The 17,985-nt window shown below is 33.9% G+C and carries 17 protein-coding genes; 10 read left to right on the plus strand and 7 right to left on the minus strand.

The features are described from left to right. Nucleotides 1–23: 23 nt before the first annotated feature. The 4 genes from U6A24_RS09975 to U6A24_RS09990 form a co-directional block, all read right to left on the minus strand. On the minus strand, nt 24–515 hold the full coding sequence (locus U6A24_RS09975) for a c-type cytochrome (protein WP_324179820.1): 492 nt from the start codon (nt 513–515) through the stop codon (nt 24–26). 303 nt (nt 516–818) lie between these two features. Further along, nucleotides 819–1,145, minus strand: coding sequence for an HPF/RaiA family ribosome-associated protein (locus U6A24_RS09980; protein ID WP_324179821.1), 327 nt, complete (start codon nt 1,143–1,145; stop codon nt 819–821). Between the two features lie 93 nt (nt 1,146–1,238). After that, nucleotides 1,239–1,466 (minus strand): hypothetical protein, encoded by a 228-nt coding sequence (locus U6A24_RS09985; RefSeq protein ID WP_324179822.1) that lies wholly within the window; start codon nt 1,464–1,466, stop codon nt 1,239–1,241. Nucleotides 1,467–1,494: 28 nt separating this feature from the next. Beyond that, nucleotides 1,495–2,274, minus strand: a complete 780-nt coding sequence (locus U6A24_RS09990; RefSeq protein ID WP_324179823.1) for a prohibitin family protein — start codon at nt 2,272–2,274, stop codon at nt 1,495–1,497. Between the two features lie 102 nt (nt 2,275–2,376). On the opposite strand from U6A24_RS09990, the gene U6A24_RS09995 reads away from it, so the two are divergent. Further along, nucleotides 2,377–3,297, plus strand: a complete 921-nt coding sequence (locus U6A24_RS09995) for a LysR family transcriptional regulator (protein ID WP_324179824.1) — start codon at nt 2,377–2,379, stop codon at nt 3,295–3,297. A 435-nt stretch (nt 3,298–3,732) separates the two neighbouring features. Here U6A24_RS09995 and U6A24_RS10000 read toward each other — a convergent pair whose 3' ends face one another. Together U6A24_RS10000 and U6A24_RS10005 are read right to left on the minus strand one after the other, a co-directional pair. Next, nucleotides 3,733–4,695 carry a sodium-dependent bicarbonate transport family permease gene (locus U6A24_RS10000; protein ID WP_324179825.1) on the minus strand — a complete coding sequence of 321 codons (963 nt, stop codon included), beginning with the start codon at nt 4,693–4,695 and terminating at the stop codon, nt 3,733–3,735. 47 nt (nt 4,696–4,742) lie between these two features. Continuing rightward, nucleotides 4,743–5,036: a hypothetical protein gene (locus tag U6A24_RS10005; RefSeq protein WP_324179826.1), complete on the minus strand. Its 294-nt coding sequence runs from the start codon at nt 5,034–5,036 to the stop codon at nt 4,743–4,745. A 664-nt stretch (nt 5,037–5,700) separates the two neighbouring features. On the opposite strand from U6A24_RS10005, the gene U6A24_RS10010 reads away from it, so the two are divergent. The 9 genes from U6A24_RS10010 (at nt 5,701) to U6A24_RS10050 (ending at nt 17,256) form a co-directional block, all read left to right on the plus strand. Continuing rightward, nucleotides 5,701–7,341 carry a TldD/PmbA family protein gene (locus U6A24_RS10010; RefSeq protein ID WP_324179827.1) on the plus strand — a complete coding sequence of 547 codons (1,641 nt, stop codon included), beginning with the start codon at nt 5,701–5,703 and terminating at the stop codon, nt 7,339–7,341. Between the two features lie 33 nt (nt 7,342–7,374). Continuing rightward, on the plus strand, nt 7,375–8,691 hold the full coding sequence (locus U6A24_RS10015) for a TldD/PmbA family protein (protein WP_324179828.1): 1,317 nt from the start codon (nt 7,375–7,377) through the stop codon (nt 8,689–8,691). A gap of 131 nt (nt 8,692–8,822) precedes the next feature. Next, the gene (locus U6A24_RS10020; protein ID WP_324179829.1) at nt 8,823–9,443 is read left to right on the plus strand and encodes a DUF4159 domain-containing protein; all 621 of its coding nucleotides are present in this window, start codon (nt 8,823–8,825) and stop codon (nt 9,441–9,443) included. A 10-nt stretch (nt 9,444–9,453) separates the two neighbouring features. Then, the gene (locus U6A24_RS10025) at nt 9,454–10,446 is read left to right on the plus strand and encodes an AAA family ATPase (protein ID WP_324179830.1); all 993 of its coding nucleotides are present in this window, start codon (nt 9,454–9,456) and stop codon (nt 10,444–10,446) included. Between the two features lie 20 nt (nt 10,447–10,466). Further along, on the plus strand, nt 10,467–11,366 hold the full coding sequence (locus tag U6A24_RS10030) for a DUF58 domain-containing protein (RefSeq protein WP_324179831.1): 900 nt from the start codon (nt 10,467–10,469) through the stop codon (nt 11,364–11,366). 2 nt (nt 11,367–11,368) lie between these two features. Further along, complete coding sequence (locus tag U6A24_RS10035; RefSeq protein WP_324179832.1) at nt 11,369–12,667, plus strand: BatA domain-containing protein; 1,299 nt, start codon at nt 11,369–11,371, stop codon at nt 12,665–12,667. After that, nucleotides 12,664–14,883: a tryptophan-rich sensory protein gene (locus tag U6A24_RS10040; RefSeq protein WP_324179833.1), complete on the plus strand. Its 2,220-nt coding sequence runs from the start codon at nt 12,664–12,666 to the stop codon at nt 14,881–14,883. Before U6A24_RS10035 ends, U6A24_RS10040 begins: the two co-directional genes overlap by 4 nt. Beyond that, the gene (locus U6A24_RS10045) at nt 14,876–16,627 is read left to right on the plus strand and encodes a hypothetical protein (protein WP_324179834.1); all 1,752 of its coding nucleotides are present in this window, start codon (nt 14,876–14,878) and stop codon (nt 16,625–16,627) included. Before U6A24_RS10040 ends, U6A24_RS10045 begins: the two co-directional genes overlap by 8 nt. Nucleotides 16,628–16,797: 170 nt before the next feature. After that, nucleotides 16,798–17,256, plus strand: a complete 459-nt coding sequence (locus U6A24_RS10050; RefSeq protein WP_324179835.1) for a COG2426 family protein — start codon at nt 16,798–16,800, stop codon at nt 17,254–17,256. Nucleotides 17,257–17,292: 36 nt separating this feature from the next. Here the strand turns inward: U6A24_RS10050 and U6A24_RS10055 are convergent, their stop codons facing one another. Then, nucleotides 17,293–17,928 (minus strand): acetyltransferase, encoded by a 636-nt coding sequence (locus tag U6A24_RS10055; protein ID WP_324179836.1) that lies wholly within the window; start codon nt 17,926–17,928, stop codon nt 17,293–17,295. Between the last annotated feature and the right edge of the window lie 57 nt (nt 17,929–17,985).

The following is a 17,985-nucleotide window of genomic DNA, read 5'->3' on the forward strand; positions in this document are numbered from 1 at the left end:
TTTTTTAAATTATTTGAGTGATTTTATTCTTCTAAAGTTCTAAACCATTCTGCCATTGCTCTGGCTTCGGTCTCTGGTATATTTTGATTGATCATTATAGTGTTATTGTATTCTTTTAATAACGCTTTTGCCACAGGGTCCTTTTCTAACATTTCTGTGGGATTCATAATCATATTCATTACCCATTCTGGACTACGTATTTTGTATATACCCGCCATAGCAGGGCCAATAAACTTTTGTTTTGCTTTATGGCAAGCAAGACATTTGGATTTGAACAATTGTTCACCCTGATTTGCTAGTTTCTGATCAATTTCATTGTCAAACGTGATCGATGTAATTGGTCCTACACCTTTGTTGTCCAAAATAACTGGAGCAGAAGATTTCTTTTTTACTTCGGTTGTTTTTTCTTTTTTTGTTCCAATAGTAATGGACTCCTTTTTCGATTTTTTTTCATCGGCGCAACTGAAGCATAGCAAAAGGGACATTACGCCTAAATAAATAGCGTTTGTTTTCATCTAAAATTGGTTTGTTTTTAACATTTTACCGTACTACTAATCCTTTGAAAATCCCCATAGTGTGGTGCTATGAGTCATTTCGGTACTCTTCGGTTGTGTGGCTCAACCGTAAAGTCATATTTTACACATGACTTTAATTATGTGAAATGTTAGTTTTTGAATAGTTAGGGCTAAATATAAGAAGTTTATTTATGTTTTAACAAAAGATTTAACTATTCCTTAGACAAAATATTTTTATGATGATAATTGTTAAATGAGCAAGAAGTACTTCTTGTGCTTGAGAAGTTTTTGATAACTAGGAACTTAATCTTTATTGAAGGCTTTGATTTGTGAAGATTTATAAAGCTTCATCTTTCTTTTTTGTAGTTGATCAATTAAATCGTCGATGGTATTACTTATGGCGCCTTCAAAAGTTTTTTCATCTGATGAAGCATAAATTCGAGGTCCGGGCGCACTTAATTGTATCCCACAGATATGACCTTTTTGATCACTTTTGTTTTCCTTTCTGAAAAATATATCACTCCGTATTACAAATGGATATTGTTTAAAAATTTTTTCAAGTTTTTTGATAGTAAAGGATTCTAGTCGAGTGCTGGCGCTAACATTGGTATATTCAAATATGGTTTTCATTTTTTTTATTAGTGTATTATACATATTAAATATAGTCCGGGTCTCTTCATAGGGGTTGCCCGGACTATATTACGCAGAAATGAAGATTGGAAATCAAATTGTATCGACTAAACCTCTCAGTCGTTTTTCAATTTTTCTTTTCTTAACTGTTATTTTTTTCATGATCTCCATGAGCCTAGGATCTCTGGTTTTTTTATAAATTTTATTAATATTTAGCACAAGATTCTTAGCTTCTCGAGATGCAGATACTCTATCGCTGGTAGTCATATGTGTTATTTTTTTTCTTTCGAATTCTAGTGCTTGTTCAAGTAGTAATTCCATAATTTTAAAAATTTAAGATTGATAAATATTAGTCTTTGGTTTCTATAAGGAATGGAGTTTTTCCATCGGTAATAATTACTTTGCTGTTTGTAGATCTTGATAATTCATTAAAAGCCTCGATACTTCTTATTTTTATAATTTCTTCGGTCAAACCTTCAGATAATATTTTTTGGGCATCTCGTGCCCCTTCAGCATCAATTATCTTCCTGTCTGCTTCAAGTTTGGCTTGTTGTATTACAAATTCCATGCGCATGGCATCTTGTTCGGCTTGTAATTTTCGTTCTATAGAATTTGCAAGCCCTCGAGGTAGTTGTATACTTTTCATTAATACCGCGATAAGATCTATACCGTCGGCTTGTTTTTCAAGATTCCCTTTCATTTTCGTTTTTATTTCTTCTTCAATTTTTGCTCTCATTCCAGAATGCATGTCTTTGGCAAAAAACTTTGCACATACATCTGATGAAGCTGACCTAAAGACACTAGTAATTATAGATTCATAATCTTGTCCTAGGTTTTCTAAAACCGAAGGTATTTTATCTAGTTCCAGACGATAAAGAATTGAAATTTCAGAATTAACACTAAGCCCCTCTTTACTTGGTAAACTAAGAATAAGTTTAATGTTGTTAGTTTGTGTAGATTCTTTAATAACTTTACTTATAAAGGGGTTGTAAAAGATGGTGCCTTGGGTAGAAACTTTGTTAGAAAACTTACCTAAAGTTTGTTTTACCCCTGCTTCACCAGGCCTAATGACTGCACAATTTGTAAATAACAATAGAGTTCCAATCAGCAAAAAAATCTTTGTTTTCATACATATGTTATTTAAGTTGAACAAAATGAATTTTCATAAAGTTATTAAACAATATTCATATATTTTTATTTATATTTATTATGATTTATATTAAAATATATTATGAATTATACACTCCACCAATTACAAATATTTTTGAAAATAGCAGAGAAACAGAGTATAACTAAAGCTTCTGAAGAGTTACATCTTACCCAGCCTGCGGTTTCGATACAATTGAGGAATTTCCAAGATCAATTTCCATTACCGCTCACCGAGGTAATTGGCCGAAAATTATACATTACAGATTTTGGAAAAGAAATAGCAGTTGCCGCCGAACGAATTCTGGAAGAGGTAAGGGAGATTAGTTATAAAACAATGGCATATCAGGGCCAGTTATCGGGTGTGTTAAAGATTTCGGTAGTTTCTACAGGAAAGTATGTAATGCCCTATTTTTTGTCTGATTTTATAAAAAAACATGAAGGAATAGATCTCGTACTAGATGTTACTAATAAGGCGCAAGTTTTGGAAAGCTTAGAGTTGAATACTGTTGATTTCTCTTTGGTTTCTGTACTACCTACAAATTTACAGATCGAAAAGACTGAATTAATGGAAAATCAATTGTACCTGGTAGGTAACACTGAGCAAAAGTTCGAAAATAAGATATATGATAAATCAATTTTCACCAAGTTACCTTTGATTTATAGGGAACCTGGTTCGGGAACCAGACATACTATGGAAAAGTTTATTGAAAAAAATAACCTACCAGTAAGAAAGAAAATGGAACTAACCTCAAACGAAGCTGTAAAACAAGCAGTCCTGGCTGGGTTGGGTTATTCAATAATGCCTTTGATAGGTATACGCAACGAATTAAGTGCTGGTCGATTACAAATTATACCTGTAAAAGGCTTTCCGATTAAATCAAATTGGAATATGATTTGGTTAAAGAATAAGAAATTTTCTCTTGTGGCCAATGCATTTCTAGAACATGTTAAGGTTGAAAAAGATGCAATTATAAAGAATAACTTTGAGGAGTTTAACAGTTAATAAATATGTTAACGCCATCATCATCTAAGTTCTTTTATTTCTATTTGTGCTGCTTTTAATAATCTTTTTAATCTTCGCTTTTTCAGGCGACAATTCGTTTGTAAAAGGTCTTTGTTGGTTCGGTATATTAAAGATTCGCAATAGTTTATACGATTAGACAAAGGAAGTTTTGAGATCACACTTCTATATAAGGCATCAATTTTTATTAGGAGCCTTGAGGGATGTTTTCTAAAAAGGTACATTTTTGATTTAGATTTGAGTAGGTGTTTCATGCTACATTATATTCATTTTCATATCTTTTATATCTTCAAATATCATTCCTAAACGTTCTTCTATATATTAAAATTCATATAAAACCTATCTTATTATTGGTAACAGAATTTCTTTTGATTTATAGATGGGTATTTTTTGCTTCCTTTTTATACTATTTATTTTTTAAAAGATTCTTATAAGACATAAGTAAAGCGGCATACCCAGAGTAATATTGAAAGGGAATGTTATGGCTAATGCCATAGGTATATACAAACCGGGATTTGCTTTTGGAACAGCCATTCGCATTGCTGCGGGAACTGCTATATATGATGCACTTGCGGCCAAAATTGCAAACAAAAACCGGTTACCCTCACTACTTGTAAATGTAGCGCTAATAACTGCAACTAAAGAACCGTTTACAATTGGCATTATAATAGCAAACAAAAATGCAAACCATCCTTTTTTAAGAAAGGCCGATAATTTTCTTCCGCTAGTAATACCCATATCTAAAAGAAAAACAGCAAGAAAACCTTTAAAGATATCGGTGGTAAACGGTTTTATTCCTTGGGCTTGTTCTTCATTTGCCCAAAACCCTACTAATAAACTTCCTAAAATTAAAAGTACACTCCCATTGGTAAAAGAATGTTTTATGACTTTATTAATAGGAATTTGATCGTTTTTATCTTTGTTGTATATAGACATCAAGAGCACTCCTACAATAATGGATGGTGCTTCCATTAGAGCCATAACGGCAACCATATGTCCGCCAAAGGGTATTTGCTCAAGTTCAAGAAAAGAGATTGCAGTAACAAATGTTACAGCACTTACAGATCCATAAGCCGCAGCTATTGCTCCAGCGTTATGAACACTAAATTTTCTTCTTAAGATGTAATAAGAATATATGGGTACTACCAAGGCCAATATAATACCGAATAGGAGTGACCAAATAATTTCAAAGTCAAGGTTGCTATGGGCTAATTCCTGCCCTCCTTTAAAACCTATCGAGAGTAGAAGATAAAGTGATATAAATTTAGAGGAATTAGGAGGAATTTCTAAATCACTTTTTAATCTAACCGAAATAATTCCGAGAAAGAAGAAAAGAAGAGCAGGATTAGTAAGATTGTCAATCAGTAAATGTAAATCCATATATGATTAGAAGGAATGTAATTGTAGGGAAAAATAAGTAATGGTTATTACTTGATTAATTCAATTTCCACGGTTCCTTTAATCTTAAATTTATTTCCTTGATTTCTTGCCAACACAATAAGAGATTTAACATCTTCTTCTGCCTTTTTGAGTTGCTCTATACGATCGTCTAGATGTAATGTGTTGTCATCACAATATTGCTCTAGGGCGCTAAGGCGTTGTAGTTTGTGAAAGTTAATTTTCTTACTAATCATAGAGATTAGTATATCAGCTGCTTCAGAAGGAGTAAAGGTACCTTCGATAAGTTTAACGTTTTGTTCTTTTTTTGTCATTGTTTCCATTTTCTTATTTGTTTAATTATGATTTGTATTTAATCGATACAAAATTGAGAAGACTTTTCAATTTATTTTTATTTATATAAATTATGTAAAGCATAAATTTTTTTTATTTTAAAAAGAAGATGACATCTCCAAATTGTTTCTCTTTGTCTGAAAATCGGCTTTGTTAAACCGGTAAGAATATTCGAAAAATGTATTGTAGCATAGGATTTCGAGACGATCAGCTTAAAGAATCAATCATAAAAAGGAAACGAAACAAACAATAAAGGTTTTGTGTTTTTGTCTTACTCTACGCTTTGATTTATGGGTCGATACCCTGAAAGTTTAACAAAACTTTAGTGCTATTGATGGTGAATGTATTAGGTTCGTTTAAACATGTAATATCGTGATTTTTTTGACTGAATTCATTTTCTTAAGAGGTTGTAATATGTTTATAATCAGCTATTTATTATTATTTTTTAACTACTTAAACTACTTGTATCTTGTTTAATATTTTACTTTTTGTACCCATCGGCAATTTATTGTCAATTGCTATAAATTTTCTATTTTTAGAGCTAGTCAAAATTATAATCAATTACAGTTGGCACTATTTTGACCGTACTGGTTATAAGGGATTAAAGTATAACACAAACAAATTAATATTCATTCAATCAAAAAGGAGGCTTATATGAAACGAAGAGATTTTGTTAAATATGCAGGACTTGGGTCTGGAGCATTAATGATGCCTTCCCTATTAGTGGGAAATGACATTTCTGCAGAAGCTTTGCTAAATCCTGGTATGGATATAGCAATCAAAAAGAAACTGGCGGATATTGCACTTAATACCGCAAAATCTTTGGGTGCATCCTATGCCGATGCACGAATTGGTAGGTATTTAAATCAGTATGTATTTACCAGAGAAGATAAAGTTCAAAATGTAGTTAATACCGAGTCTTTTGGTATTGGGATAAGAGTGGTTGCTAATGGTACTTGGGGATTCGCTTCTACCAATGATGTTACCGAAAAAGGTATAAAAAAAGCAACCGATCAAGCTGTTGCTATAGCCAAGGCTAATTCAAAAATTCAGAAAGTTCCTGTGAAATTGGCCCCGGTGCAGTCGCATGGAGAAGTTACTTGGAAAACTCCAATAAAAAAGGATTTTAAAGAAGTACCTGTTTCTGAAAAAGTTGATCTATTACTTTCAGCAAATGCTGCTGCTTTAAAGAATGGAGCGAATTTTGTGAATTCTGCTCTATTTATGGTAAATGAACAAAAGTATTTTGCATCTACAGACGGTTCGTATATCGATCAGGATGTTCATCGTATTTGGCCTACTTTTAATGTAACTGCAATTGACAGAGCATCTAATAAATTTAAATCGAGACAAGCCATGAGTGCTCCAATGGGTATGGGGTATGAATATATGGATGGTTTGGCTTCAGAAAAGTTACAAGGTCCAGAGGGATTAAAGCTATACAGAAATAGCTATGATATGGTTGAGGATGCCACTATGGCTGCAAAACAAGCTAAAGAACGTCTTACCGCCAAATCAGTAGAGGCAGGTAAATATGACCTGGTCCTAGAACCAAATCATTTAGGATTAACTATTCATGAATCTGTAGGACACCCATTAGAATTAGATAGGGTATTAGGATACGAAGCCAATTATGCAGGGACTAGTTTTGCGACCTTAGATAAATGGAAGTCCAAAAACTTCAAGTACGGAAGTGATATAGTAAATCTTGTAGCCGATAAAACTCAGGTAGGGTCCCTGGGAGCGGTAGGATATGATGATGAAGGAGTAAAAACGAAAAAGTGGGACCTTGTTCGAAATGGAATTTTGACGAACTATCAGGCAATAAGAGATCAAGTACATATGATCGATCAAAATGAATCGCATGGATGTTGCTATTCTCAAAGTTGGAATGATGTACAGTTTCAGCGTATGCCTAATGTTTCTCTTGAACCAGGTAAGGAAAAGTACTCTATTGATGATATGATTAAAGATGTTGAAAAAGGAATTTATATAGCCGGTAGAGGTTCGTATTCTATTGATCAGCAACGATACAATTTCCAGTTCGGAGGAACTGTATTTTATGAGATTAAGAATGGTAAGATAGTAGGAATGTTGGATGATGTTGCTTACCAATCTAACACACAAGAATTTTGGAATTCTTGTACAAAGATATGTGACGAGAGCGATTATCGAATGTTCGGATCATTCTTTGACGGAAAAGGACAGCCTTCTCAAATAAGTGCTGTGTCTCACGGAAGTTCTACAACCAGATTTAACAATGTAAATGTTATTAACACAGGTAGAACCATTTAAAATACTGTTTCACTAGAAAATATAAAAAATATCATGGCAATATATTCAAAAGAAGAAGCAAGGCAAATCATGGAAAAAGCGCTTAGCTTTTCTACGGCCGATGCTTGCGAGATAAATTTGAGTGGAAGCGAAAGTGGTAACATCCGCTATGCTAGAAATACGGTGTCTACTGCCGGACACAGATCTAATCAAACCTTGGTAGTTCAATCTAATTTTGGAAAAAAATCAGGTACGGCTACTATAGATGAGTTTGATGATGAATCGTTAAAAAAAGTAGTTAAAAGGGCCGAAGAATTGGCAAAACTATCTCCAGAGAACCCAGAGTTTATGCCACCATTGGGACCACAGGAGTATGATGAATCAATTACTTTTAATAAAGCAACTGCAGAAATTAATCCAGAATATCGAGCTACTGTAGCTAGCAGTAGTATAGAACCTGCAGTAGCTAAAGATGTAACAGCGGCAGGGTTTTTTGATGATTCATCAGGGTTCAGCGCAATGCTCAACTCTAACGGCCTATTTGCGTATAATAGATCTACAGATATAAACTTTACAGTTACCATGCGAAGCAATGATGGTACAGGTTCTGGTTGGGTATCTAGAGATTTTAATGATATAAGCAAATTTGATGCGGCCGAAGCTTCAAAAATAGCTATAGATAAAGCTATTATGTCTAAAGAGGCCAAAGCAATCGAACCAGGAAAGTATACTGTTATTTTAGAACCTGCCGCTTCCGTTGGATTATTGGGCAACATGGCTTTTGCTTTTAATGCAAGAACGGCCGACGAAGGTCGAAGTTTTATGTCTAAAGAAGGCGGGGGAACTAAACTTGGAGAAAAGATAGTAGATGAACGCGTAAACATCTGGTCTGATCCATTAAATCAAGATGTTCCAACAAGTACCTGGAATGGTCAGGGGCAACCTTTGAAAAAGACGACATGGATAGAAAATGGAGTGGTAAAAAACCTAGCGTATAGTCGCTATTGGGCAGAGCAAAAAGGCAAAGATCCAGTGCCTTTCCCAAACGGATTTATTATGCAAGGAGGAGATGCTTCACTAGACGATTTAATCAAGGATACTAAAAAAGGAATCTTGGTTACTAGACTATGGTACATTAGAACTGTTGATCCACAGACATTACTTTATACAGGTCTAACCCGGGATGGAACTTTTTATATCGAAAACGGAAAAATAAAACACCCGGTTAAAAACTTCAGATTTAACGAGAGTCCAATTATTATGCTTAATAATCTTGAGACACTCGGTAAACAAGTGCGCATAAATGGTAATTTGGTACCTTATATGAAAGTAAGGGACTTCACCTTTACCAGTTTATCAGATGCCGTTTAAATATTTTAGATGATATTCGAAAAACTGGTTATTTTGGTTTGTTCATTTTGACCAGTTTTTCTTTATCTATATGAGTGATTTTAAAATTAGATTATATGTCTAATTGTTGCGGGACAAAATAATAAAATGCATTGGCGAATAAGTTTTTCTTTACAAGATTACAATATGAATCTGGTGATTGGGATGTAGATCAAAGAATGCCATCTAATCTTCTAAACTCTCTAGTAGAATATACCACATTGCAAGTGGATACTCGAGAGAAAATAATCCCTTTGAGTAGTGATGAGATTTTCAAAAGCCCTTTTTGTTATATATCGGGTCATAAATTGGTACAATTCACCAAAAAGGAAAGAGAAAACTTTGAAAAATATGTAAAAAATGGAGGTTTTGTCTTCGCAGATGACTGTAATCACGATATAGATGGGTTATTTTCGAAGTCTTTTGTGCGCCAAATGGAAGAAATTTTTGGAACAGGAGAATTAAAAAAAATACCAAACAACCACGAGATTTATAATGTTTTCTTTGAGTTCGAAGATGGTCCGCCCACCACCTCACAAGAACTTAATGGATGGGGAGATGATATTGTACATGATTATTTGAAAGCTATCGAAATAAAGGGTAGGATTGGAGTTTTATTCAGTAATAAAGATTATGGGTGCGAGTGGGATTATGATTTCAGAAATAAGCGATGGTACAAAATTGATAATACACGCTTTGGAGTAAATATAGTGATGTATGCATTGACATCATAAATTGAAGAATATGAATAAAGATTTAGCAGATATAGAACAAGAGATACATACACTTACCGAGAAACTTACCGGGCTAAAAAAAGAAATAGGTAAAGTAATTATTGGGCAGGAAGAAACAATCGAACAGTTGTTGATCACATTTCTTGCAGGAGGGCATGCGTTATTGGAAGGAGTTCCGGGTTTGGCAAAAACATTGATGATCAGAACATTGGCCGAAGCTATTGATTTGAAATTTAAAAGAATACAATTTACACCAGATCTGATGCCTTCAGATATTATTGGTACTGAAGTATTAGAAGAAGATCATAGTACAGGGAAAAAATTTTTTAAATTTAATAAGGGACCCATTTTCGCCAATATTGTTTTGGCTGATGAAATAAATAGAACACCTCCCAAAACACAGGCAGCGTTACTAGAAGCCATGCAGGAGTTTGAAGTTACCTATTCGGGAAAAACATATGAGTTGGATAGACCTTTTTTTATTTTGGCTACCCAAAATCCTATTGAGCAGTCTGGTACCTTTGTTTTACCTGAAGCACAGCAAGATCGTTTTTTGTTATATATAAAAATTGGATATCCCAATGAATCTGAAGAAAATGCAGTACTAAAAAGCACAACAGGAACAAGAAATGTTCGATTAGAGAAGGTTATTTCAGGGTCAGATGTTTTGCGATTACAAGGATTAGTACGCGAAGTGCCAATTAGTGATGAGCTCATTGCGCAGGTAAGTAAACTGATTCGTGCAACCAGGCCAGAATCAACAACAGATTCTTATGTGAAAGAATGGGTAAACTGGGGAGCCGGTCCAAGGGCAGGGCAGGCAATGATTTTGACCGCCAAGGCAAGAGCATTAATAAAGGGTCGTCTATCTGTAACTCCCGAGGATATAAAACATGTGGCCCTACCTGTATTAAGACATCGTATTATCGTTAACTTCAGGGCAGAATCTGAAGGTATTACTGCTGATGACGTTACGCATCAGCTCTTAAAGACAATTCTTTAGTTACATCTCATACAATACAAGTGAAACGAGAAGAATATCATCAATTAATAAAACCAGAACTAATTAAAACAGTATCGGGACTATCGTTTATCGCCCGAGTAATTGTTGATGGGTATTTATCTGGAGTTCAGCACAGCAATAGTGTTGGAGCAGGAATGGAGTTTAATCAATATAGAACCTATGAACCGGGAGACGACCTTAGATTGTTGGATTGGAAAATGTTGGCACGATCAGGGAGGTATTATGTTAAACAATCTGAAATTGAAACCAATATAGCGGTAAAATTTATTTTAGATTCTAGTAAATCAATGCTTCATAAAGAAGATGATTTATCCAAAATGGATTTCGCCCGAGTTTTAATTGCTTCCTTAGGGTATTTATCCAAAAACCAAGGTGATGCAGTTGGACTTTTTGCACTTAACGATCAACAGCTGTTTAGCATGTATCCCAAAGTACAAAAACAGTATTTTAATCGTTTATTACAAGGATTGATAGATATTGAAAATAAGGGGAAATGGCCCAAAGACTTGAATGCAACAAGACAATTACACGACCGAAGCCATAAAGAGTTGATTTTCTTTATCACCGATTTTTATGAACAGGAAGAAGAGATTACCTCTTTTGTAAAGAGATTGAAGACGCCAAGAAATGAAGTTGTAGTGCTTCACATAATGGGAAAGAAAGAATTAGAATTTGACTACAAGGGAACTTTGACTTTTGAGGATTTAGAAACAGGTTCCAGACTTCAGGTAGATGCAAAAGCTGCAAAAAAAGAATACTTTTTGGCTCTTGATGAAATGATGAAAAGGGTAAAAAACTCATTATTGGCAAATGATATCGGATATCATTTGTTCAGGTTGGATGAGCATATTGGTGAGGCAATTCAATTTTTCCTTAAAAAACGAAATAAACTTATTTAAGTATGTCTTTTCTTAATCCAGCATATCTATGGGCGTTATTTGGGTTGCTAATTCCTGTTGCCATACATCTTTGGAGTGAAAAAGAAGGAAAAACAATAAAGGTAGGAAGTACTAAACTTTTTAATGAAACAGATTCCAAAAAATCCAGTAGCATTCAACTTAATGAGTGGGTTTTATTGCTTTTAAGAATGTTGTTGATCACTTTATTGGTTAGTATACTAGCTGGACCTCGAATAATAAAAAAGATAGATATTGTACCGGTTACCTACATCGTAGAACCAAGTTTACTAAAAGAAGATAAGATACGGTCGATACTCGATACCTTAGAAATAGGGACTTCTTTGAGGCTCTTAAAACCCAACTTTCCGGAGTTTCAAGAACAAGAGTTGGATTTTGGGAATATAGAAACGCCAAACTATTGGCAATTGGCCAGAAATATGGAAACCTTGAAGACCGATAGTATTGTCGTTTTTACAAAAGCCCATGCCACGGGATTAAAGGGAATAAGACCCAAAATGAATAAAAAAAATTCCTGGATAATTCTCAATTCTGAAGAAGAAAAAGGCAAGGTACTCCAGGCAGTAAAAAAAGAAAAAGAAATAGAATTGCTTTCAATGTCAAATACACATGAACATACATTTTTTGAAAAAGAGTTATATGCTTCGGATAATGATTTTTTGACATATAATAAGACAAAAGACAGCGTGTCTTTTTTGTTGAATAATCAACAAAAAACATTGGAGTTGAATACAGAGGAAGATATCGAAGTTCTTTTGAGTTTTGAGGACAGCTTATCTAATCAAGCTAAATATATAGATGCATCTCTTAAGGCAATATCAAGATATACACAAAAGCCTATTGTAATCGAGAAAAGAAAACCCCTTGATACTTCGAATATTGACCGTTTCGATTTAGTGATTTGGTTGCATAACGATTCTATTCCGAATACTTCAGCAAGATTATTGGTGCCTAAAACAGATTACTTGTCTAATGATATCATAGTACCAGGGCCTAATAGAAGTCTTTTTTACCTTACAAAGTGGTTGACTTCAGAAAGTATAATCGAACAACATTTTTCAGAACAACTTTTAGGATTATTTGACCTTTATAGTGGTTTAGAAAAAGAAATTGAAAAAAGTGATATCAGAACTGTTGCTCTGAAAGAATTATTGCCTAAAACAGGAAAGCAAAAAGTCAAAGCTCAAACCTCTTCTTTTTTTGATATTTCACAGTGGTTTTGGCTATTATTTGTAATAGGAACCCTAGCAGAACGTTTTCTGGCAAAATTGAGGAAACAATGACAGAATCAGGAAGCAAAATATTACGTCGATTTAAGAGGCACTGGCAACTAAAAGTATGGATAGAAATTATTCTTTATGCATTAGGGGCTTCAATTCTTGCATATTTTTTGTCTCAAAACCTGATTTATTGCATAGGTGTGTTTTCTGTTGTATGTATTCTAGTTTTTATTTTTTTTAAACCACAAAACATTAATTTACAAATTGTAATTAGGTATATTGATAAACAACTTGTTTCTGCAGAAAACAGTACGGGTCTCCTATTGATGCCTCAAGAACATTTATCAAGTATAGCAAGATTACAACGATATAAAGTAGAAAACGAGTTAAACCAAAATCTCAAAACAATAAAACCGCCGGATCGTTTAATTAGAGGTGCTATTGTATTAGGGGTGTTGACTTTTATCGGATTTGTGGTACATCAGTTTAATTTGGTTGATGATTTAAACCCATCTAGGCAGATCAAAGTACCTGAAGAACGGATTATTTTTACTCCAACAGATTCATCTGCAATTAAAACACCGCCGCCTATATTAAAAAGTCAACTTTTAACTATTGAATATCCAAAGTATACTAGAACAGCCTCTTTTCAAACCTCTGATATGGAAGTTAAAGCCCTCGAAGGGTCCAAATTGACCTGGCAAATTAAATTTGATAGAGAGATTGAAAGTGTTACCATGGAAAGTATGGGTAATAGTTATCCCATGAAATTTATAAAAGGGAAGTATACTCGAACCTCTACAGCAACTTCTTCAGGATTTTATAGTTTTAGATTTATTGATGAGTATGGGGTGGCTTATGTCTCAAAATTGTATGCTATCGAGGTCCAAAAAGATCAAAAACCTGTATTAGAAATTAAAGGATTAAAACAGTTTACTTCATTTTCTTTTGATGCGAACAAAAATCTTGCATTTAATACATTGATCAAAGATGATTTTGGCGTGGCCAATGCATATATCATAGCAACGGTAAGTAAAGGTTCTGGGGAATCAGTAAAATTTAGAGAAGAAAGACTAGGTTTTGATACTGGAGTTGTTATTGGAGGAAAGAAGCAAAACCTTTTCAAAAATATAAATCTTAACCTTCTAAAAATGGAACCAGGTGACGAACTTTACTTTTATGTAGAAGCCTTGGATCAAAAACACCCCAAACCAAATATATCAAGAAGTGAGACATTTTTTGCGGTAATAAAAGATACAATTACAGATCGTTTTGCAGTAGAAGGAACTATGGGAGTTGATCTTATGCCAGACTATTTTAGAAGTCAACGTCAGTTAATTATTGATACCGAAAAATTATTAAAGGATAAACCCAAACTACTTTCACAAGAGTTCAAATTTAAGAGTAACGAACTTGGTTTTGATCAAAAAGTGTTACGCCTTAAGTATGCCGAGTTTATGGGAGATGAATCTGAGTTTACCCATACTCCTGGAGAAAGTGAAGAAACACATGATCATGAAGAAGATCATGACCATGATCATGAGGAAGAAGATCCATTGGCAGCTTATACCCATAAACACGACAGTGAAAATGAGCATAATCTTGTAGAGGAGGATGGTAAAAAAGAAGACCCCTTGGAGGAATACCTTCATAATCATGATGATCCTGAAGAATCAACTCTTTTCACTAAATCCCTTAAAAGTATGCTCAGGCAAGCATTAAACGAAATGTGGGATGCAGAATTGCATTTGCGTCTGTACCAACCCGAAAAATCCTTGCCGTATCAATACAGAGCCTTGAAACTCATTCAAAAAATTAAAAACAGTGCCCGTATTTATGTGCATCGAATAGGCTTTGACCCTCCACCAATTAAAGCAGATAAAAGATTGACAGGTAAAATTAATGAGGTCAAGGGATATCAAAAAAGAGAAGAAGTATCGGTACCTGTATTGCACCCAAATATTCGTAAAACAATTTTAAGGCTTGAAACCCTAATTCAACGTGAAGACTCAATTACAGATATAGACAAAGTGCTTTTTAAACAAGCAGGGAATGAACTAGCAGAAATAGCAATAGAAAACCCAGGAAAATATCTGGAAACTCTTCAGAAATTAAAGCAAATTACCGAAATTAAAGAAACACCAGAGTCAATTTTGATAGATGTACAAAAAGGTTTATATCCTGTATTACCCCAAGCATATCCCAACCCAGTTAAGATAGAAAAAGTAAATAGTGATATTAACCAATTGTTATTAAAAGAATTAGAGATTAATGACTGATACCTTTACTTTTTTGAATGATGAGTTAATATGGAAGGTTGGTAGTATAGGATTGCTATTATGGGGAGTTTTTATATGGAAAGAAAGCTCTGAATATGGGAGTTATAGGTTTTGGATTAAGGTAATTGTATCATTGCTTGCAATAGTCTCTTTAATGGCGATTGTATTGCAACCTGCAATTTCTTCTTCGAGAAAGTCCACCAAAGCAATTTTACTTACCAATGGTTACAACAAAAGTCAATTGGATAGCTTAAAAAAAGTTCATAAAAAAATAAAGGTACTTACCTACGAAGTAAACAATCTAAGTTTTGAAAATGAAGTCGATTCAATATTTTTATTGGGTTATGGTGTAGAACCATTCGATTTTGAACATTTTAAGAACCAATCTGGGTATTATATTCCAGAAAATCTACCATCGGGGATTGTTCAGTTTGACTATAATCATCAGAACTTCGTGGGAAAAAGCATAATGTTTCATGGAGTTTACAGCAATCCAAAGAAGGGGAATAGGTTGCTATTAGAGGATCCCGGAGGGGTAACAGTAGATTCTTTGGTTTTAACTTCGGAAGTAAGACGGGAGTTTTTGTTGAAGGCTAAACTTAACATCAAAGGAAATCACACTTTTTATATCATAGAGAAAGATTCTTTGGGTGAGGTTTTATCCAAGGATCCCGTTCCCGTTGTGGTAGAAGAGGCCAAATTTCTGAAAATATTGATGTTAAATAACTTCCCCACATTTGAAACCAAGTATTTAAAAAACTATTTAACTTCGCTGGGGCATGAAATTATTGTTAAGAGCAAATTAACCAAAGGCAGATACAAATTCGAATATTTTAATACTGAAAAAAGTAGAATAGGAGCGCTTACAGAAAAGAAACTTAAGGATTTTGATCTTGTAGTTATTGATGCTTTTTCGTTAAGAAATTTAGGTAGAAAATCTTTTTTAGCTCTTGAAAATTCAGTTAAAGTAAATGGGTTGGGTGTTTTGATTCAACCTGATAATAATTTTTTCAGCACCTCAAATAATATAGGTGATTTTGTTTTTGTAAGAGATAAAAATAATGAAGTCACCTTAAAAGACCTCCCTAAGAAAAAAGTAACTAAAAACACATTCTTATTTAAAAATGAATTTGAGATTTTACCAATTCACAAAAATATAGATAAAGAAATCATATCTGCTTATAGACGCGTTGGAAATGGTAGGGTAGGTGCAACCATTTTGGAAAATACCTATGAACTTTTGTTACAAGGAGATTCTGTTATGTATAAACAACTTTGGTCTGGGGTAATAGAGAAATTAGGTAATAGAGAAATTAAAACTTCACAGTGGCAATCTAATGGCGCAGTGGTTCAGGTAGATCGACCATTTGATTTTAGCCTAAGAACCTCTATAGAAAAGCCTATTGTGAAAACATCGAATGAATATTCAATTTCATTACGTCAAGATATCAATCTAAAGAATGTATGGTATGGGACAACATACCCAATAGAACAGGGATGGCATAAGCTTTGGGTAGAACAAGATTCTACAGCCACTTTTAATTATTTGGTGACGGATTCTTTGTACTGGAAATCTCAAAAGCATTACAAAAATATTGAAGAGAATATTAGATACTTCAACACGTCTTCTATCAAAGCGCAAGTTAACCAGCCTTTACAACCCATAAATACATTATGGTTCTATCTTTTATTTTTAATGTGCTCTGGTTTTCTTTGGCTAGAACCGAAAATGATAAAGGATTAAAATGAAGTATGATTTTATTTCCTAAAAGATTTGGATATACTCATAGCTTTAGGAAGTAGTAGTAATCTGATTTTCAAATTCTAAAATTCGTTTTAATTGTTTTTTATGATTTAAAATGCGGTCTAAATCACTCAGAACATTATCTTTGCAGCTCAAAAAAAAGTAAGTTAGTGATTAAGGAAATTGTAATTGCCATTTTATGGAGTCTATCCCCTTTTGGTGAAGCCAAAGTTGGAATACCGTATGGTTTATTTAATGGACTAAACATCTATTTGGTATTTGTGGTCTGTTTTTTTGCCAATTTGCTTGTGTTTCCCATCATGATTTTCTTTTTGGAAAAAATCAATAGTTATTTACTCCGCTGGAACTGGTATAAAAAAGCTGCTATTTTTGTAGCCAGAAGAGCAAAAACAGGTTCTGGTGACAAAATAAAAAAATATGGTTTTTGGGGACTTTTGTTTTTTGTTATGATTCCTCTCCCGGGGACCGGAGTATATGCGGGAAGTATTGCTACTTACCTGTTTAAAATTAAAAAAAGAAAGGCTTTTGTGGCTAATACAGTAGGAATATTTTTGTCCTCTGTAATCGTTTGGTCTACGACTTTGCTTACTATGCAAGGAGTTTCATAATAACAGTTATTTCACCAAAACATAGAATATTTATTTTTATAGTAAGGATTTTGTCTTAATTACTTTCCCTGGATTACCAACAACTACCGAATAATCTGGGACATCTCTTATTATTACAGCACCTGCTCCTATAGTACACCATTTACCTATTTTGATTTTTGGTATGATAACGGCACCTGCTCCAATATGAGTGCCTTCTCCAACATGTACAAGCCCGCAAAGAGTAGCATTAGGGGATACATGTACAAAATCTTCTATAATATTATCATGATCAACACTTGCCAATGTATTGATAATAACATGCTCTCCTATTATTGTGTTAGGTTGTACAGCGGCTCCGGCGTATATGACCGTACCTTTTCCTATGCTGACATTAGGATCGATAATGGCCGATTTATGTATTACGGTTGCAAATTCACTTTTTAAGAATTTTGAAATTTCTACCCGATGCGAGTTATCACCCACGGCAATGATAAATGGATCTCCAGTATGTGGGAACTTATCTGGGTTTTTTCGAGCTCCCGAAATGATATTTTTAAAGGCGGGATGGCTTCCCGAAGTGTTATCGTCAAATACCGCAGTGACAGTGACTCCATTTTGATTAGAAACTGCTTGGATAATTTGTGAATGTCCGCCGGCACCGTATAATCGTATTTTATCAAATCCCTTCATCTAGGCGCTTTTTTTTAATTTCAATAATAATATGAATAATATGCTTCATTAACTATT

The organism is Aquimarina gracilis (assembly GCF_035285365.1).
Classification (GTDB): Bacteria; Bacteroidota; Bacteroidia; order Flavobacteriales; family Flavobacteriaceae; genus Aquimarina; species Aquimarina gracilis.